Source organism: Bacillus velezensis (assembly GCF_001461825.1).
Taxonomy (GTDB): domain Bacteria; phylum Bacillota; class Bacilli; order Bacillales; family Bacillaceae; genus Bacillus; species Bacillus velezensis.
Map to the genome: position 1 here is coordinate 318,743 of NZ_LLZC01000020.1, position 18,313 is coordinate 337,055.

Here is an 18,313-nt window from a genome sequence, read left to right on the forward strand (position 1 = left end):
CAGCCAAACATGGTGATATGAGATCCCCCCGCTGCATATCTTGTGTATATGCCCATTTATGAGGTGATACACAGATGGATACGAATCCCTATTATGATGAAAAACAACAGAACTACTATGAAGGCCTGAATCCTTATTTATTGAACAAAATAGACAAAAACTGGCGGACAGTGCTTGATGTCGGCTGCGGCACAGGCAATTTAGGAGCGGCGATCGAAGACCGCGGAATAACGGTTTACGGCATTGAAACGTATCCCGAAGCCGCAAAAAAGGCCGAAAGCAAATTGAGCCACGTGCTTTGCGGCGACATTGAATCCGCCATTCTTCCGTACGATTCAGAGCAATTCGACTGCATGCTGTTCGGAGACGTTCTTGAGCATCTTATCGACCCGTGGTCCGTGCTGAAAAAGCTTCGTCCTTATGTAAAAAAAGACGGCACGGTGCTTGCATGCATACCGAATGTCGGCCACATCTCAGTGGTGCTGGAGCTTTTAGCCGGCAAATGGACTTACAGTGACGCCGGATTAATGGATCAGACCCACCTGCGTTTTTTTACCCGTGAAGAGATGCTTTCATTATTTAAAGCCGCCGGCTATGAGGTGAAACGCATTGAGGCGATCCGCGTTGATCACCCCTCTTACCACAAAGCCATCGCATCATTGCACGAAGTATGCGTACAGCTTGGCATAAGGCATGACTTTATGACAGAAGCATCGGCCTATCAATATGTGATTGAGGCCGAGAGGAGCATGTAATGGATTTACATTCATTTCTGTTTGTCGTCTGTGTGAATGACGAGTCGCTGTACTCCCGGTGCAAAAGCCATATCATGCAGCTTGCCGTCCCCCCTTCATACTCCGTTGATATCATGCCGATATACGATTCAGCAAGCATGGCCTCGTCCTACAACAAAGCGCTGAAACACCCCTCCAAATATAAAATTTATCTGCATCAGGATACCTTTATCATTCATCAGCATTTCCTTCATGACATGCTTCATATCTTTCAATCTCATCAGGAGCTCGGCCTTCTCGGTGTCGCCGGCTGCAAAACCCTGCCGCCGAACGGCATTTGGTGGGAAAGCGGAGAGCGGGTGGGAAAAGTGATTGAATACCGGGGGAATGCTTATCACCCCTTGGACTTTGAGCACGGTGATGAAGACGGCCTGTTTACGCCCGCTGACGCCATTGACGGCTTGTTAATGGCGGCTCAATATGACGTGGAGTGGCGGGAGGATTTGTTTCGCGGCTTTCATTTTTATGACACATCACAGTCGCTTGAATTTCAAAAACACGGCTATCAAGTCGGCGTCGCCTGCCAGAAAGACCCTTGGTGCCTTCATTTTTGCGGCGACTCATTTGACGCCGCGGCATATGAAGCGGACAGACAAACATTTGTCAAGCACTATATGGCAAAGCCCTCTCGCTGATCGAGAGGGCTTTTTACGGGTTAACGTTTATTCAGTTCCCGCTCAATGATTTGTTCAAAGGTTTCCTTTCCCGCCGCGCCAGGGATTCTCTCATCGCCGATGATAAACGTCGGCACTGCCGTAATGCCGGCTTCCTCATAAGCATGGCGGAGCGCTTCCCGCTGTACGTGTCTGTACGCTCTTGTCTCAATCGCCTCTTTGAAGGCAGCGCCGTCAAGTCCGGCTTCTTCCGCAAGCTTTGTCAGCACGCCAACGTCACCGATATTTTGTTCTTCCTGAAAGAACGCCTGAAAAACGCGTGTATGGTATTCGCTTCCTTTCCCATGTTCCTTTGCGAAATGCAAGCCTTCAAATGCCAAATCCGTGTAAGGATGCGGTGACACGCGGGGGAACGTGATGTCAACGCCTAACGACTGCGCCATCGGCTCAATGGAGTTTTTCCACATCTGCCGCTTGGCGGGATCATTCACCGGATCAAGTTTCGGCGAGGGGCTCGGACGCAATTCAAACGGCATCCATTCCACCTGTACGTCCTTGTCCTTGATTGCTTCTTCAAACGCCGCTTTGCCGACAAAGCAAAACGGACATACATAATCAGAATATACTTTAATCTGCAGTGTCATTGTAAATCTCCTTTCCTTTTCATTTTAAGCTGTAACACATATAGTTACAAGTGTTTTTTTAAAACACCCTCCATATGGAAGGTGTCACGATTCCAGCAGCCTTTGGGCGATATATTCTCCTTTTTTACAGCCGCCGGGACAGGCGAATAAGGAAGAGCCGATCGTTTGTGTGTATTCATTCAGCGCATCCTTTGCCGCCAAAGCCTTCAGCATCGGGACAAATTGGCGGTCCGGGTCTTTTTGAAAGCAGATAAACAGCAGGCCTGCGTCAACATAGCCCGTCTTCGGATCAATTCCGTCCGTATAGGAAAATGCCCGGCGCAGAATCTGTCTGCCGGTTGATTTTGCCACGCTGACATGCGAGTCGGCGGGAATTTGATTCAGCTTCACGGGATCGGTTTCCTTTTTTTGTCCGAAAGGCGCGCCCGAGCTTTTCACCCGCCCGAACGTGTCCTCTTGTTCCTTCAAGGATGAACGGTCCCATATATCTAAAAACATCTTAATTTTCCTAAACGCCATGTACGTGCCGCCCGTCATCCAGTCCGGCTCCCCTGATTGAACCCAAACGATCGAATTCATCAGGTTTTCATCCTTCGTGCTTTGGTTGCCGGTGCCGTCTTTGAATCCGAAGAGGTTGCGCGGTGTTTCTCCGTTTTTCCCGCCGCTTAAGAAACCTTTATTGAGAAAGCGGACTTCGCACACCCCCGATGCCTGTTTCATCAGGTTGCGCACCGCGTGAAACGCCGTTTGTTCATTATCCGCGCAGACCTGTATGACGATATCACCGCCGCCTTGTTTCTTATCGAGCTTGTCGTTAGGCATCGGCGGAATATCGGCGAGGTGCTTCGGTTTTTTATCCTTCAGTCCGAAGCGGTCTTTCCCGTCTTTCTCGAAAAACCCGGGGCCGAAGCCGAAGGTAACGGTCAAATTCGCCGGTGCCAGATCCTGCGACTCCCCGGTATCCTGCGGAGGCATATCTTTATTTTTCTGTTCGCCTGACGGGACGGCGCCTGAAGTCAGCAGCTGCGTCAGGCTTGTCCAATGTTTGAAAAGGGAGATGACATCGGCTTTGTCGCTTGACATGACATCAAGCGCCGCAAAATACACATACGTCTGATGCGCCGTTGTGATTCCTGCTTGGTGCTTTCCGTAAAAAGGAACGATTTGATCACGATCCCTTTTTTCATCATTCTTCTTTGAAGTGGTGGCCGCCGGTTTGAAGAGCGGCGCGAGTCCTCCGAGGCCGCTCGCTCCGACAGCAACGGCGGCGCCCGCGACGGCGCCCCACTTCAGGACATCCCGTCTGTGGATCTGTTTTTCCTTGTTATGTTCATCGCTCATGCTGTGTCTTAACTCCTTTTAAAGCACATCGGCAATCTTCGACATGGTTTCAGAAAGGGCCGTCAGCTTTGTGCTTATCTCTCTGATTTGATCTGTACTTAATGTATCACAGGACGTATACGATTGATCGCACGTTTTGTATTTCGACATCAAAACTTCAAATTCGCTGAATTCCGCATTAAGTTTTTCCGTGACCTCGAAACGATCTCTCACTGCGCGCTTTTCACTGTTTTATAGAGGGCTTTCGAGCCTTCGGCGCCGGTGGTGATTGGTTCAGGCGTCACTTTAAGAGAAGCGATAGAGCCGTCAAACGCTTCGGTCGATATTGCAAGCTGATTGCCCTGTTCTTGACATACGGCTTATATTCTCCAAGTCCGTCACTGCCTTTTTGCGCACACAGAAAAAGGGCCGCCCTATCGGGACAGCCCTGCTTTGGAGTGCCGAATTTCCTCTGAAAACTTGCGCGCCGCCGCTTTTGGATCTTCGGCTTGGCTGATGGCGCTGATCATGCTGACGCCGTCTGCACCCGCTTCAATGACGGGCGCCGCGTTGTCAGCCGTAATGCCGCCGATTCCTACAATCGGAATGGTGATGCCCTGACGCCGCACCTCTTCAATCAATGTAACGCCCTGCACAGCTTCAGCATCTTTTTTTGTTTCGGTCGGATAGACCGGGCCCATTCCGACGTAATCGGCTCCGGCTTCTTCCGCCCGCTTCACCTCGGAGACGTTATGTGCTGACACACCGAGAATCATATCGCCGATTGCCTCTCTCGTTTCTTCGGCGTCTGCGTCATCCTGTCCGATATGCACTCCGTCCGCCTCAAGGCGCAAGGCCAATTCGACATCATCATTAATGATGAAAGGAATCCCGGCCTGCCTGCAGACATCCTGCACCTGCTTCGCGAACAGGACACGTTCATCCCCTGTTAAAGAACCGCTCCCCTTTTCCCGAAATTGAAAAAGCGTAGCGCCGCCCTCAATGGCTTTTTTCACCACGGAAACGGGGTCTGCGCTTGTATTGTTTGATCCCATAATAAAATAAACCGATAACATATCCTTCATCATTTCCCGAGAAATACGCGTCATTTTTCTGTCACCCTTTCAATTGCAGCAAGCTCGGCCGCTTCTTGTTCTGAGATGCTTGCCAGCTTGTTTAAAAGCTCAATCTGGAAGCTGCCCGGCCCCTTATGGGAGGTGTCCAGAGCGGCAAGCTGAGCGGCGCTTCCGTATACAGAAACGGCTGAAACGGCCGCTTGCAGAACGTCCTTCTCCGCTGCGCAGAAGGCTCCGATTACAGACGTCAGCAGGCATCCCGCCCCCGTCACCTTCGTCAGCAGTTTATCACCGTTATGTACGGCGTATGTGTCGGTGCCGTCCGAGATGACGTCGGTTTTTCCGGTAATCGCAATGACCGTCTTCATCCTGCTTGCAGCCGTCTTAGCGAGCTGAACCACATCTCCTCCGGCTTCCCCCGCATCCACGCCTTTTATCTTCCAATCAGGGGCGCCGGCAATATTGGCGATTTCCGCGGCATTTCCGCGAATGACGGACAAGCGGACCTCCTGTATGATCTTGCTGGCTGATGCCGTCCGAAACGGCGTGGCGCCGGCGCCTACCGGATCAAAAATGACCGGAACACCGTTTTCATTGGCCGATTTTCCGGCTGCGATCATAGCTTCAACCGACGCCGAACTGAGGGTGCCTATATTCAGGACGAGCGCTCCTGCGATTTTCGCCATGTCGGCGGCCTCCTCAATTGCATAAGCCATAACGGGCGATGCGCCGAGCGCGAGCAGTCCGTTAGCGGTGAAGTTCGTGACGACATTATTGGTGATACTGTGAACGAGCGGGTTTTGATCCCGCACTTTACTCAAGTGTTGAGCTGCGGTTTGTGCGTCCATGCTTAATCATCCTTTTTTCTCTTTTTCGGATTCCATAAATACGATTTCGTATGCTCCAGCCAGGCTCTGGCGGCAAAGGACATATAGCGGTCTTTCCGCCAAATGATGGCTAAATGCCACGGAATGACCGGATGAACGAGCGGAATGGTTCTGACTTTGTCAGGATCAAGACCGCGGCAGATTCTTTCCGGCAAGAGGCCGATACCGAGATTGGCCGATACCATTTCGCTGATAAAGTCCCACTGTGACGTTTCATAAATGACGTGCGGCCTGAATCCGGCTTTCACGCATTCCGTCATAATTCGATTATGAAGGACAAAATCCTCCCTGAAAAATATGAACGGCTCTTCTTTCAATTCGTGAAGACTGCATTCTTTCTCGTCAGCGAGCCGATGTGACGGATGGACGACGAGCATAAGGGTTTCCTTGACGATTGTGAACGTATGAAAAATTTCTTCATTCGCGGGAAGCACGACGACCCCGATATCAAGCGAGCCGTCCTCCACCCCTTGCTGCACTTTAATAGAGCCGTCCTCAACAAGCTGAAACGTCACATCGGGATATGTGACGCGGAAGTCACCGAGCACTCTCGGGAAAAAGCCGGACCCGATCATCGGCGGAAGACCGATGCGGACGTGCCCTTTCTTCACTTCCATAATATCGTTCAGCTCTGACGTCAGGTTTTGGAATGACTTTGTGATTTCCTGCGCCTGCACATACATGCTCTGCCCGGCGTCAGTCAGTTCAACTTGCCGGCCATTGCGGTAAAACAGCTTAATGCCGAGCTCCGTCTCCAGGTTTTTAATCATTTTTGAGATTGTCGGCTGTGAAACATACAGCGACTGTGAAGCCTTCGTAAAGCTTTTCAAACGGGCCACTTCCAAGAAATACGTTAAGTGCCGGATATCCATTACATTTCATCCTTTCTATAGACAAAAGGAATACACATTATTCTTTATATGTATTTTACCTATAGGAAAACCTTCTGTACAATATAAATATAAGGGAGGCATCATTATGAAAAAATTGCTGCTTACCGTTATTCAAATCGCTCTGCTGTTTATATTTGCGCGTCTGATCAATTGGGTCACGGCGGCTCTTCATATAAATATTCCCGGCAGTATAATCGGGATTGTGATTCTTTTCACATTATTGCATTTCAAGATTATCAAACTTGAATGGATTGAGCTTGGCGCAGCATGGCTCCTCGGTGAGCTGCTGCTGTTTTTCATCCCGTCTGCCGTCGGAGTGATTGAATACGGAGATATTATGTCTAAATTCGGCGTAAGCATTTTACTTGTCGTCGTCATCAGCACATTTGTCGTGATGGTTTCAACAGGTACGCTTACACAGCTGATAGCAAAAAGAAAGGAGAAAAAACAAACGTGTTCATCGGAATCATAAGTTTATTCTTAACTGTCTTAGTATATTTGGGCGCGAAAAAACTCTACATTCGTTTTCCGCGGGTGTATACGTCGCCGCTTCTGATTACGCCCGCTGTTTTGGTCGTTCTGCTGCTTCTTGTCAATGTCCCGTATCAGACATACAATCTCGGCGGCGGACTGCTGACCGATATGCTTCAGCCGGCAACAGTGGCGTTCGCCATCCCGCTTTATAAATATTTCCCGATTTTAAAGAAATACGCCGTGGAAATTATTTTGAACGTAGCGGTCGGTTCATGTATCGCCATTCTGTCAACGGCCTTTATCGCCAAATGGTTCCATCTCGGCAGCAGCTTAGTCGACAGTCTCGTGCCGCGATCCGTGACGACGCCGATTGCCATGAACGTTTCAGAAATGATCGGCGGGATGCCGGCCGTTACAGCGGTTTTCGTCATTTTAACGGCTTTATTGGGAACGATCATCGGGCCGATGGTCATCCGCTATTTCCGCATTGATAACGAAATTGCCCGGGGCGTGCTGCTCGGAACCAGCGCGCACGGAGCGGGAACATCTAAAGCATTTGAGCTCAGCTCCGTATCAGGAACGATCTCAAGCGTGTCCATGATTCTCGCCGCGATTATGACACTGTGCGCGGCCCCGATTTTGCTTTCGTTTATGTCATAAAAGACTGCTCCTTACAGAGCGGTCTTTTTTTATTTGCTATGAAGGATTGATTTGTCTGTCCTTCATAAAAAGACGAAAACACGATATGATAAGATATGAAGTGAAAAGACTGAAGAACGGATGTGTCATATGAACGGCCAGCAGCGAAGCAGCATAAGAAAAGGACTTGAAGTCGATATCGTCCTGAAAGCCGATCAGCGTTCAGGAAAGCTGACAAGAGGAATCGTGAAGGATATTTTGACGAACTCAAGCTTCCACCCGCGCGGCATTAAGGTCCGCCTTGAAGACGGGCGAATCGGCCGGGTCCAGCACATTATTGAATAGAAAAAAGCCGGAGCTTCACGCCCGGCTTTTTTTCTTTAATTTCAGCAATGAAATCCTCATATGTTCTCCCTTTATATACAAAAAATCTTTATCCAACTATTGACTCTTACCCTGCGTAATACTTTAGAGTAGCTATTAAGGAGGCGGCAAACGTGATGGGTATGAAAGTAAAAGAAGTAGCTGAACTGATTGGAGTAAGCATACGTACTCTCCATCATTACGATCAAATTGGATTATTGACTCCTCAGGAAACGACCGATTCCGGTTATCGGCTTTATTCTGAAGAGAATCTTGAACAGCTGCAGCAGATACTATTTTTCAAGGAGCTCGATTTCTCCTTAAAAGAGATTAAAGAAATCATTAATAGTCCTTCATTTAACCGGAGGGAGGCATTAATTTTACAAAAGAAAATGTTGATTGAGAAACGGAATAGAGTCGATAAGATGATTGAAACCATCGATAAATCAATCAAACATATGATGGGAGAGATTTGCATGACGAACAAAGAGCGGTTTGAGGGAATGAACTTCAATCATAATCTTTATGAACAAGAAGCTCGCAAACGGTGGGGTGATCAACCTGTCGATAAGGTAAATATTAGATTGAAAAACATGACTGATGGTGAGCAAAAAGATTTATCTGATAAGTGGACTGCAATGTTCAATAAATTTGCACTCCTTATTAACCAATCTCCCAAGTCCCCAGACGTACAAACAGCTATCAAAGAGTGGTTTGATTTTCTCAATGAAAATTTTGGTGAATATTCTTTTGATGCCTTTTACAGATTAGGTCAACTCTATATTGAAGATAAACGCTTCACTAAGAACATCGACCGGTATGGTGAAGGGTTGGCGAAGCTCATGAGTGATGCCATTACAATTTATATAGATAACCAAAAAAAGGGTGGTACCCATTAAAATCATTATCGAGGATACAATTGGGCAATACGAAACGTTATTTTCAATGATTGAAAATAGAGAAGATTATTATCGGTATTCAATGATGAAACCTTTTGAAGATATGTGGAAAAAGATGAATGTTCCCTTAAAGGCAAAGCAGCCTAACGGATATGATGTAATCATGGCTGCAAATATGCTGGGCTATCTGAGCATATTTGATACGGAAACCGGAAGAAAAGCATTAGAGAATCTAAAAGAAATTCAAGCTCTTCAAATTGCATATGGCACTTTAACTCATTGTGTAGAATTTATCAAACAAAACCGCTTAAAAATAAATGCTGATGAAATAAGGTTTGGGATGTATCTGGCTAATCAAAAAAAGCTTGAGTTACATAGAGGGTATTGTGGATTCGGAGGAATTCCGGGATTTATTCAAGTTTCAATATTCCCCAATTCATATAACATACCGAGACTGCCTGCTGTAATCGCACATGAATTTCATCATAATATTCGTTTTTCGTATTTCAATTGGGATTATGGAACGTAACGGTTGGGGATTACTTAATTATAGAGGGGCTGGCAGAATCGTTTGCCAAAGAACTTTACGGAGAAGCTCTATTAGGTCCCTGGGTTACTTCTTTTGAAAAAGAGGAATTAGAATACTCAAAAGAAATCATCAAAGACTCATTAAATGTGAAAGGGTTTGCTGAGGTCAGCAGTTACATGTTTGGTGACACCTTTGCAGCCGAACAAGGTTATCAGCCTGTCGGCTTATCACCGTTTGCCGGTTATGCGGTTGGCTACCAAGCGGTGCAATCCTTCATGAAAGCCAACAATGTGGGCATTAGTGAGGCCACTTTACTTGGCACAGATGAGATACTAAGAAATAGCGGGTTGTTTCTTTAAGAATGAAGATTATTTTATCCCGTATTAAAGCGATGGAAGAGGGTTTTCTTTTCCCCTCTTTCCACGCTATAAATGATCATCCTATTTTTTCCGCAAGAAAACAACCTTCAAATAATTCCCTTCTTTAAATGCGGGAATCGTTTTGAAATCTTCCGGAAGCGTATATTCTTCCAAAATGTCGTAACGCTCATTTGTTTCTTTAAAGGCGGTCTCTATAAAGCCTTTAAATTTCTTCATATTGAAGGCGCTGCTGTTTGTCGAAGCGATGATGATGCCGTTTTTTGCAGTGATGGCGATCGTTTCCTTCAGCAGGTTTTTATAATCTTTCGCCGCGCTGAACGTCCGTTTTTTTGTGCGGGCGAAAGAAGGCGGATCAAGGATGATGAGGTCAAACTCCAGCCCTTTTTTTGCCGCATAGCCGAAGTATTTGAAAACATCCATGACCTTAATGTCATGCGCCTCATAATCAATTCCGTTGGCGCTGAACTGTTCAATCGTTTTTGCGAGACTGCGGTTGGCGACATCGACGCTGGTCGTTTTCTCAGCTCTGCCAAGCGCCGCCGCAACGGAAAATGCCCCCGTATAAGAGAACGTATTCAGCACCCGTCTGCCGTTTGCATACTTATCCCGAATCGCTTTGCGCACATGACGCTGGTCTAAGAAAATGCCCGTCATCGCCCCATCGTTTAAATCCACCGCGTACCGTATGCCGTTTTCTTGAACAATGACCGGAAAATCTCCTCTTTCGCCTTTGACAAAATCGTCGTCTTCCACGTATTGCCCGGCCGTATCGAATCGTTTCTTTTCATAGATCGCTTTATAAGAAAGCTCCAGTCCGTCAATCGCCTCAATCATGCTGTCCTTATAAGCGTAAATGCCTTTACTGTACCATTGAATCAGCAGATAACCGTCATAAAAGTCAATCGTGACGCCGCCGATGCCGTCGCCCTCACCGTTGAAAAGCCGGAACGCCGTCGTATCGGGCGCCTTAAACAGATGGGCTCTTGCTTCAGCCGCTTTTTTCAGCTTGTCCAGAAAGAAACGTCCGTCGATCCGTTCATCTCTCGCGCGGGACAGCACCCAGCCGACTCCTTTATTCTGCAAACCGTAATAGCCTTTTCCGATAAACTCACCCTTCTCGGATGTCACATCAAAAAGATCGCCCTCTGTTAAATGAGCCGAGCTTCCGGACAGAGCGTCTTTTTCAATCAGGGGGAATCCTTTTTTCAGCTTTCCGGCAAATGTATCTTTCACTGTAAGTAGCTTCATTGTGCATTCCTCTTTCGTTTTGCTTTCTCTTATCGTACCATAAAACATGATCAACACCGCATTGTCCCGAAAAATTCAAAACAGGGGGAAAACCATGACAGCCAAAAGAATCGACCATACAGGCATTATGGTCAAAGATATTGAAACATCCATCGCCTTTTACCAAGACGTTCTCGGTATGACGTTAAAGGATCGTATCACTCATACGAACGGCATTATTGAACTTGCCTTTCTCGGCTTTCAAGAAGGGCCGGAGACGGAAATTGAGCTGATCCAGGGCTACAGCAGCGAGCTTCCCGCAGAAGGAAAAGTTCACCATGTCGCTTTATTAACTGAAGATATTGCGGCGGAGTTCACACATGCAAAGCGTCAGGGCGCCGTATTCATTGATGAAGAAATCACGACGCTTCCGAACGGATATCGCTACTTTTACATTGAAGGACCTGACGGCGAATGGATCGAATTTTTCCAGCGTTAAAAAAAACGGGCGAAAGCGCCCGTTTTTTTATGTTTCTTCTGCGACGTTTTGTTCCGCCGCCCGTTCCTCTCTCCATTTTTGAAGATCCCAAATTCGGAAAAACGGATAATAGATGATAAATGTAATCAGGAGATTGATCAGCTGCATGACTGAACCGGAGATTTTCCCGCCCGTCGCCAAATAACCGGAAATCAGCGGCGGCATCGTCCACGGCACGGCGATTCCCGCCGGTTTTGCCACCATCCCCGTGCTCATCCCGATGTACGTCGCCGTAATGGTCAAGAGCGGCGCAACGATAAAAGGCACAATTAACAGCGGATTCATGACGAGCGGCATCCCGAAAATAATCGGTTCGTTAATGTTAAAAATCGCGGGCCCGATGCCGAGACGGCCGAGCTGTTTCATCTGTTTGCTTCTGGAGCGCACAAGCATGGTCAGCACAAGGGCAAGCGTCGCTCCGCTTCCGCCGACATTAATCCATATTTGAAAGAACTGTGTCGTAAAAATGCTCGGCAGCGCTTCTCCCGCCTGAAAAGCCAAACGGTTGGCGTCCATCGCCCCGTACCAGATCGGCGACATGACGCCGCCGATAATGGACGCGCCGTGTATGCCGCACGACCAAAGCAGCATTTGCACGAATTCGGCGATAAGACTTCCGCCGAGACTCCCGCCCAAAATAGACAGCGGGGTGCCCAGCAGATCGCCTACGACATTGTGGAGGCTTTTAAAAGGAGTTATTTCAATAAACAGACGGGCCAGCCATACAAGCGTAATAATAATGAAACCGGGGATGAGCGCAACGAACGATTTGCTGACCGCAGGCGGCACTCCGTCAGGCATCTTAATAACGATATTTCTTTGTATGATAAACCGGTACACTTCCGTAGACAGCATTGCAATGATCATCGCGACAAACAGACCTTTGCTTCCGAGCAGCGAAATCGGAATACCGCCTCCCACCATAATCTCTGTTGCCGAGCCGTCAGGAATAAACGGAATCTGATACGGCGTCGCCAATAAAAAGGCGGCAAGGGCAATGGCTCCCGACGACAGGGCATCCACCTCATAGCTTTCCGCAAGCCGGTAAGCAATCCCAAAGGCGGCGACAAGCGCCATAATGTCAAAGGACGCATTCACGGGATACCCGAGCTTTTCAACCCAATTTTCACCGAAAAGACCAGCCATAAAGTCGGCATAACCGGGAATCGGAAGACTCGTCAGAATCAGAAAAACCGATCCGATGATGATAAGCGGCATTGTCAAAATAATGCCGTCCCGTAAAGCTCTTAAGTGCCTTTGACCGGCGACTTTTCCGGCGACAGGCATGATTTTTTCTTCCATGACCCGATTGAACGTACTCATTTATTCAAAAACCCCCTTTTTGAGTTCATTGCGCAGATGTCTTAAAGCATTTTCTCCATCATATTTTGGAAACGCTTACATTTGCATACAGAAATTTTCCTTATCCCTTAGGAAAAAAAGAATTCCGCACTGCCGATATATAAAGAAAAAGGGGGAATTGCAATGTATCACACCCTGAAACCGATAATGGCCGCGGCCTTGTGTGTCGGCCTGTTCTCCGCCGCGGCGCCCGCGCACGCCGAGACGCACGACCGGGACGTTATCGTGGTGTACAAAAATCAAAACGGCAAGGAATCCGCCATAGACAGCGGAGCGGATGTGGAACAGACTTATCAGCATCTCCCGGCAGTCGCCGTGTCAGCCGATTCACAAACGGTGAAAGACCTGAAACAGGACCCTGACATCTTATATGTAGAAGACAATGTATCCTTTCAGGCAGCAGGCGGTTCTGATATCCGCCCGTTATCAGCGTCCCAAAGCAGCAGTTACGCGCTGCCGCAATGGGATATAGAACCGACTCAGGTCAAGCAGGCGTGGAAAGAAGGCTTGACGGGAAAAAAAGTGAAAGTGGCTGTCATTGACAGCGGCATTTACCCTCATGATGACCTTTCCATTGCCGGAGGCTATTCCGCAGTCAGCTATACTTCCTCATACAAGGATGACAACGGACACGGGACGCATGTCGCCGGAATCATTGCGGCCAAACATGACGGATACGGCATTGACGGCATCGCGCCGGATGTCCGGTTATATGCGGTTAAAGCATTAGACAGAAAGGGTGCAGGGGATCTTAAAAGCCTTCTTAAAGCGATCGACTGGTCGATCGCCAACAAAATGGACATCATCAATATGAGCCTCGGAACTAACGCAGACAGCAAAATTCTTCACGACGCCGTAGACAAAGCATACAAAAAAGGAATCGTGATCGTAGCCGCCGCAGGAAACAACGGCAACAAAAAACCCGTCAATTATCCGGGCGCCTACAGCAGCGTAACGGCAGTCTCAGCGTCAACTGAAAAAAACGGGCTCGCGGCTTTTTCCACGACCGGAAAACAAATTGAATTTGCCGCACCCGGCACCAATATTACGAGCACGTATCTGAATCAAATGTACGCCGCGGCTGACGGCACATCTCAAGCCGCGCCGCACGTCACCGGCATGTTCGCGCTGCTCAGGCAGAAATATCCCGAGGAAACAAATACACAGCTCCGGCAGCAGATGCAGCAAAACATCAAAGATCTGGGCGCTCCCGGACGTGACAGCCGATTCGGGTACGGCCTGGTGCAATATCACGTAAAGCAAAAGAGTTTCGCCGAACGGGCCGTAATAAAAGCGGAAAAGACGAAAAAACAGGCAGATATCAATCAAGCAAAAACGGCAGTCAGCAAGCTGTCCAAGTCAAAGGGAAAAACCGCTCTCGAGGCGCGGATCAATAAAGTTCAGACGGCAAGAAATGTGACGGACGCAAGAGACAAAGTCCGGACTGCCGAAAAACAAAAGAAAAAAACCGCCGTCAATGCCGCACAAAGCGCCATCCGCAAATTACCGGCCGGTTCAGAGAAAAAAGGGCTGCAAAAGCGGCTTAACGCTGTCAACTCAAGCCTTTTGAAAACAGCTGAGGCCAGCGTCAAGCAGGCGGAAAAAAAGACCTCTGAGGCCAGCACCGCAAAAGCCCAAAAAGCAGTCAGCGAAATCCAGCCGGGAAAAGAAAAAACCGCTCTGGAAAAACGGCTTGACCGGATAAAAGATAAACTCAACCGGCAGCAGGCTAGAGACAAAGTAAAAGCGGCTGAAAAAACCAAGACGAAAAAAGCAAAATCAGCGGCGCAAACGGCAGTCAGCCGGTTGAAGCCGTCTGCCGAAAAGACCAGTCTGCAAAAACGCGTGCGTGCGATTCGGGTGAAATAATAAAAAAAACGCTTGAGAGCCGGATAGCGGCTTCACAAGCGTTTTCATCACACCTGCCTATTGGTTCATGGCCGGGCGGTCAATCGTGTTCCATTTCGTAAAGGACATATATCGGAAATAATGATCACGATACGGGTGCGAGGTGCCTGTATTCCAAGGCTTGTCGCTGCCGCAGAAATGGACGATGGCCGGTTCGGCACGTGTTTCTCTGTAACGGATACGGTCGATCAGTTCAGGAGGCGTTTTCTCATTCATGATAATATGCGTCTGCGCGTTCCAGCGCGGATGCAGTTCATGCCATTGATCATATAAGATCGCGTTAAGCGCGTCCTGATCATGAAACACGAGAAAATCCTCCGAGCTGTTTTCGTTGATAAAATCAATCACCTTTTCGGAAATATTTTGTTTTCTCCAAGGTTCGAAATCTATAATCATAATGCCGGAATTAAAATACTTGGCAGTGTCGCTGATATTCATTTTTTTCAGTCTTTCATGCTGTCCGGCGTCTTCTACCGCCGCAACTATTGCCGGGGAAATATCCAAGTCCCATAAAACCGAAATATCTTCCATCACAATTGCATCGCAATCAATGTAAATCATCCGCTTTACGGACTCATCCTTAATTAAATCAGGGATGGAAATGCGGTAATAAGCCGCTTTTGTAATGTGGCTGCTTTCGACTGCATGCTTGTATTGATCAGCGTCTACTTCTAAAAATTCAAGCGGCGTCCCGAATGACATCGCGGTCTGTTCAAGCTTGTCCTTGTTTTCGGCAGTAATTCCGCCGTCGATCACATATAATTTCGCATCCCTTGTTTTATCCATATTCATCAATAAAGAAGCGAACATCCCACCCAAATGACGAGCATAATGATCATCGGCACATGATACGATATGCATTGTTTCATTCTTTCCCACTGATATTCATCTCCCTTTTTGTTGTACAAATGTCTTTCCCTTTTTTTAAAAAGTAAACCTCGATCTTACACATTTTTTCTGCGGGAATGTGCTGTTTGCGATTTGATATCTTTTGCATTCTCTGTTAAAATTCATTTCATAGCTAATGATTCTGACAATAATAAGGAGCATGACGCCATTGACGAATCGCAACGATGCCGGATCAGACAATAAGAAGCCGAACAGGCCTTTTTCCGATCTATCCGGCCGAAACAAAGAGGCGGCCTATATTGCCGCTGCACTCTATCGGTCCGCCCAGCAGCTCCGTGTAAAAATGGAGAAAGAGGTGCTGTCGGCACACAAATTATCATGGACGGCGTTTTCCATCCTGTATGACCTTTGTGAATGGGAAACGCTTGATACAAGAAGGATAGCCGCTCTATCCGGAATTACCGCGGCGACGGCGAGCAATGTCCTGAACACTTTGGAGAAGAAAGGCTTATGCAGCAGACAAACGAACAAAAGAGACCGCAGGCTTGTATTCGTCAGTATTACCGATGAGGGCAGAAAGGTTATTGAAGACCTTTACCCCGACTTTCATCAGGGGGAAATTGAACTGACGGCCTGTCTGGATAAACAGGAACAAAAAACGCTGTCCGCCCTGCTGCAAAAAATCGCTGACAATTTCATAACATAGCAGCTATGACGGGAATCAGTAACGGATTGTCTCCCTGTTTCAGAGAGCCGGCGGATGGTGCAAGCCGGCACAAAGACAAACGTGAATTACCTCCCTGAGCTTTCTTTGTGAACTTCAGTAGCAAAGAACGGGAAACCGTTATTCGAATGAGCGGAAGACGTCGTCTTCAATCAGGGTGGTACCGCGTGCATACAGCCACGTCCCTTTTGGGATGCGGCTTTTTTGTTTGGCTAAAAAAAGGAGGATGTAAAAGATGGAATCAATCACTTTAACGAATGATCAGGAGAAAGAAGTGCAAAGGCAGCTGGATTTGTACATGACCGGCGCCGCGGACGTCATACCGCCTGAAGAATTGAGAAATAAAATCGCCAAATCAGTGACATCCGGCAAGCCGCTGAACATTAAACTCGGCCTTGATCCGTCCGCACCCGACGTCCACTTGGGCCATACCGTCGTGTTAAACAAATTGCGCCAATTTCAAGAAAACGGCCATATCATACAGCTTGTTATCGGGGACTTTACCGGAAAAATCGGTGATCCGACGGGGAAGTCGCAAGCCAGAAAACAGCTGACTGATGAAGAAGTCCAGCACAATGCCAAAACCTACTTTGAACAGTTTGGCAAGGTGCTGGATCAAGACAAAGTTGAACTTCACTGCAACTCAAAATGGCTGAAGACATTGAATCTGGAAGATGTGATTGAATTAGCGGGGAAAATTACTGTCGCCCGTCTGATGGAGCGCGACGACTTTGAGGAGCGCATCGCCATGCAAAAACCGATCTCACTTCACGAATTCTTTTACCCGCTGATGCAGGGCTACGATTCTGTCGTTCTCGAAAGCGATATCGAACTCGGCGGTACGGACCAGCATTTTAACGTGCTGATGGGCCGCCATTTCCAAGAACGCTACAAAAAAGAAAAGCAGGTCGTCATCCTCATGCCGCTTTTGGAGGGTCTTGACGGCGTTGAAAAAATGTCTAAATCAAAAAACAACTACATCGGTATTGACGAGCATCCGAACGACATGTACGGCAAAACGATGTCATTGCCGGACAGCCTGATGAAAACATATATTCATTTAGCGACAGACTTAGAGCCTGCGGAGAAAAAACAGATGGAGAAGGATTTGGAATCAGGAAAGCTTCATCCGAGAGATGCCAAAATGATCTTAGCGGGTACAATCGTCAGAATGTACCACGGCAGGAAAGCGGCGGATGCGGCAGAACAGCATTTCAAACGTGTCTTCCAGCAAAACAGCCTGCCTGAAGATATGAAAACCGTCATATGGGACGGAGAAAAGCCCGTGCCCCTTATTGAGCTGCTCGTCACGATTGGACTCTTTTCTTCAAAAAGCGAAGCACGCCGTATGATTCAAAACGGCGGAGTCAAAGTGAACGGGGAGAAAACGGATGCCCTTCATACCGTCATTACCGCAGAAGACGGCATGACGATTCAGGTGGGCAAGCGAAAATTTGTACAGCTGCGCGTAAACGGATAAATAAACAGCCGGACTGCACATAAAAGCGGTCCGGCTGTTTGTGATGCGTCAATCGTTTAATCGACTTCTTTCTTAATCCCAAGCATCTTTTCGTCTAAATAATGGGCGATGTCCGCTGCTTCCTTCAGCTCGTCGGTCAGATGCTTTGGGACTTCGTTATTTAATTTGTAATAAATTTTATGTTCAAGACTCGCCCAAAAATCCATGGCGATGGTGCGGATTTGAATTTCCGCCTTCACATATTCCACACGATTCGTCAAATAAACGGGAATTTCAATAATCAAATGCAGGCTGCGGTAGCCGTTCGGCTTCGGATGTTTGATATAATCCTTCACCTTTACGATCTTCAGGTCCTTATGCTGCTTCAAAACCTCAGCGACATTATAAATATCGGAAATAAAGGAACAGATAATCCTGACACCCGCAATATCATGAATATGCTCTTTCATTTCCTGCGTCGTCACATCGCAGCCTTTGCGCATCAGTTTATTGACGATACTCTCGAAACTTTTTACGCGTGATTTTGTATGCTCGATCGGGTTATGCCCGTGAATCAAATTATATTCCTGGCTGATGATCGAAAACTTCGTATCCAGCTCATCTAAAGCGAATTTATAAACTAATAATTCATTTTTCCAATCTTCCATGACCGTTTTCAAATCATCCATATGGGCTGTTGACAAGTCCATTTTTTTCATCTCCTTGCTTTGCTG

The 18,313-nt window shown here is 47.5% G+C and carries 19 protein-coding genes, 2 pseudogenes and 1 other annotated feature; of the genes and pseudogenes, 11 read left to right on the forward strand and 10 right to left on the reverse strand.

Annotated elements, in window-relative coordinates; translation table 11 throughout:
- Window positions 1–74 precede the first annotated feature (74 nt).
- The gene (locus AR442_RS16690) at window positions 75–755 is read left to right on the forward strand and encodes a class I SAM-dependent methyltransferase (RefSeq protein ID WP_053285323.1); all 681 of its coding nucleotides are present in this window, start codon (window positions 75–77) and stop codon (window positions 753–755) included.
- Window positions 755–1,429: a glycosyltransferase family protein gene (locus AR442_RS16695; protein WP_053285322.1), complete on the forward strand. Its 675-nt coding sequence runs from the start codon at window positions 755–757 to the stop codon at window positions 1,427–1,429. The genes AR442_RS16690 and AR442_RS16695 overlap by 1 nt, the downstream gene beginning before the upstream one ends.
- Before the next feature lie 20 nt (window positions 1,430–1,449).
- On the opposite strand, the gene AR442_RS16700 is transcribed toward AR442_RS16695, so the two are convergent.
- The 6 genes and pseudogenes from AR442_RS16700 to cidR all read right to left on the reverse strand — a co-directional run bounded on the left by AR442_RS16700 (window position 1,450) and on the right by cidR (window position 6,207).
- On the reverse strand, window positions 1,450–2,052 hold the full coding sequence (locus AR442_RS16700; RefSeq protein WP_053285321.1) for a DsbA family oxidoreductase: 603 nt from the start codon (window positions 2,050–2,052) through the stop codon (window positions 1,450–1,452).
- A gap of 84 nt (window positions 2,053–2,136) precedes the next feature.
- The gene (efeB, locus tag AR442_RS16705) at window positions 2,137–3,393 is read right to left on the reverse strand and encodes an iron uptake transporter deferrochelatase/peroxidase subunit (RefSeq protein ID WP_014419195.1); all 1,257 of its coding nucleotides are present in this window, start codon (window positions 3,391–3,393) and stop codon (window positions 2,137–2,139) included.
- Window positions 3,394–3,411: 18 nt separating this feature from the next.
- Window positions 3,412–3,731: pseudogene (locus tag AR442_RS21040) on the reverse strand (Efem/EfeO family lipoprotein); the annotation flags it as partial.
- Window positions 3,732–3,806: 75 nt separating this feature from the next.
- On the reverse strand, window positions 3,807–4,481 hold the full coding sequence (gene thiE / locus AR442_RS16715; protein ID WP_014419197.1) for a thiamine phosphate synthase: 675 nt from the start codon (window positions 4,479–4,481) through the stop codon (window positions 3,807–3,809).
- On the reverse strand, window positions 4,478–5,296 hold the full coding sequence (gene thiM, locus AR442_RS16720; protein ID WP_014419198.1) for a hydroxyethylthiazole kinase: 819 nt from the start codon (window positions 5,294–5,296) through the stop codon (window positions 4,478–4,480). The genes thiE and thiM overlap by 4 nt, the downstream gene beginning before the upstream one ends.
- A 2-nt stretch (window positions 5,297–5,298) precedes the next feature.
- The gene (gene cidR / locus AR442_RS16725) at window positions 5,299–6,207 is read right to left on the reverse strand and encodes a cidABC operon transcriptional activator CidR (protein WP_003150908.1); all 909 of its coding nucleotides are present in this window, start codon (window positions 6,205–6,207) and stop codon (window positions 5,299–5,301) included.
- A gap of 106 nt (window positions 6,208–6,313) precedes the next feature.
- Between cidR and AR442_RS16730 the strand changes: the two genes are divergently transcribed.
- From AR442_RS16730 to AR442_RS16750, 5 genes and pseudogenes are all read left to right on the forward strand, one after another.
- On the forward strand, window positions 6,314–6,700 hold the full coding sequence (locus AR442_RS16730) for a CidA/LrgA family holin-like protein (RefSeq protein WP_007407725.1): 387 nt from the start codon (window positions 6,314–6,316) through the stop codon (window positions 6,698–6,700).
- On the forward strand, window positions 6,682–7,362 hold the full coding sequence (locus tag AR442_RS16735; protein WP_012118753.1) for a CidB/LrgB family autolysis modulator: 681 nt from the start codon (window positions 6,682–6,684) through the stop codon (window positions 7,360–7,362). The genes AR442_RS16730 and AR442_RS16735 overlap by 19 nt, the downstream gene beginning before the upstream one ends.
- Before the next feature lie 129 nt (window positions 7,363–7,491).
- The gene (locus AR442_RS16740) at window positions 7,492–7,686 is read left to right on the forward strand and encodes a YwbE family protein (protein WP_003150901.1); all 195 of its coding nucleotides are present in this window, start codon (window positions 7,492–7,494) and stop codon (window positions 7,684–7,686) included.
- A gap of 155 nt (window positions 7,687–7,841) precedes the next feature.
- Window positions 7,842–8,603 (forward strand): MerR family transcriptional regulator, encoded by a 762-nt coding sequence (locus AR442_RS16745; RefSeq protein ID WP_053285370.1) that lies wholly within the window; start codon window positions 7,842–7,844, stop codon window positions 8,601–8,603.
- Window positions 8,599–9,491 (forward strand): annotated as a pseudogene (locus AR442_RS16750) (DUF2268 domain-containing putative Zn-dependent protease). Before AR442_RS16745 ends, AR442_RS16750 begins: the two are co-directional and overlap by 5 nt.
- An 81-nt stretch (window positions 9,492–9,572) precedes the next feature.
- On the opposite strand, the gene AR442_RS16755 reads toward AR442_RS16750, so the two are convergent.
- Complete coding sequence (locus AR442_RS16755) at window positions 9,573–10,760, reverse strand: class I SAM-dependent rRNA methyltransferase (RefSeq protein ID WP_032863850.1); 1,188 nt, start codon at window positions 10,758–10,760, stop codon at window positions 9,573–9,575.
- A gap of 94 nt (window positions 10,761–10,854) precedes the next feature.
- Here AR442_RS16755 and AR442_RS16760 point away from each other — a divergent pair, with 94 nt between their 5' ends.
- Window positions 10,855–11,238 carry a glyoxalase GlxA gene (locus tag AR442_RS16760; RefSeq protein ID WP_014419203.1) on the forward strand — a complete coding sequence of 128 codons (384 nt, stop codon included), beginning with the start codon at window positions 10,855–10,857 and terminating at the stop codon, window positions 11,236–11,238.
- 27 nt (window positions 11,239–11,265) lie between these two features.
- Here AR442_RS16760 and celB read toward each other — a convergent pair whose 3' ends face one another.
- Entirely contained in the window at window positions 11,266–12,600 is a 1,335-nt protein-coding gene (gene celB, locus AR442_RS16765; protein ID WP_014419204.1) for a PTS cellobiose transporter subunit IIC, read from the reverse strand.
- A gap of 162 nt (window positions 12,601–12,762) precedes the next feature.
- On the opposite strand from celB, the gene AR442_RS16770 reads away from it, so the two are divergent.
- Window positions 12,763–14,508: a S8 family peptidase gene (locus AR442_RS16770; protein ID WP_014419205.1), complete on the forward strand. Its 1,746-nt coding sequence runs from the start codon at window positions 12,763–12,765 to the stop codon at window positions 14,506–14,508.
- Window positions 14,509–14,565: 57 nt separating this feature from the next.
- On the opposite strand, the gene AR442_RS16775 is transcribed toward AR442_RS16770, so the two are convergent.
- Window positions 14,566–15,426 (reverse strand): glycosyltransferase family 8 protein, encoded by an 861-nt coding sequence (locus tag AR442_RS16775; protein ID WP_007407730.1) that lies wholly within the window; start codon window positions 15,424–15,426, stop codon window positions 14,566–14,568.
- A gap of 178 nt (window positions 15,427–15,604) precedes the next feature.
- Here AR442_RS16775 and AR442_RS16780 point away from each other — a divergent pair, with 178 nt between their 5' ends.
- Together AR442_RS16780 and tyrS are read left to right on the forward strand one after the other, a co-directional pair.
- A complete protein-coding gene (locus AR442_RS16780) occupies window positions 15,605–16,102 on the forward strand; it encodes a MarR family winged helix-turn-helix transcriptional regulator (protein WP_014419207.1) in 498 nt (165 codons plus the stop codon).
- Window positions 16,099–16,310, forward strand: a binding site (T-box leader). (Overlaps the previous gene by 4 nt.)
- Window positions 16,311–16,355: 45 nt before the next feature.
- Window positions 16,356–17,600: a tyrosine--tRNA ligase gene (tyrS, locus tag AR442_RS16785; protein WP_014419208.1), complete on the forward strand. Its 1,245-nt coding sequence runs from the start codon at window positions 16,356–16,358 to the stop codon at window positions 17,598–17,600.
- Between the two features lie 56 nt (window positions 17,601–17,656).
- Here the strand turns inward: tyrS and ywaC are convergent, their stop codons facing one another.
- A complete protein-coding gene (gene ywaC / locus AR442_RS16790) occupies window positions 17,657–18,289 on the reverse strand; it encodes a GTP pyrophosphokinase YwaC (protein WP_007407732.1) in 633 nt (210 codons plus the stop codon).
- Window positions 18,290–18,313: the final 24 nt, after the last annotated feature.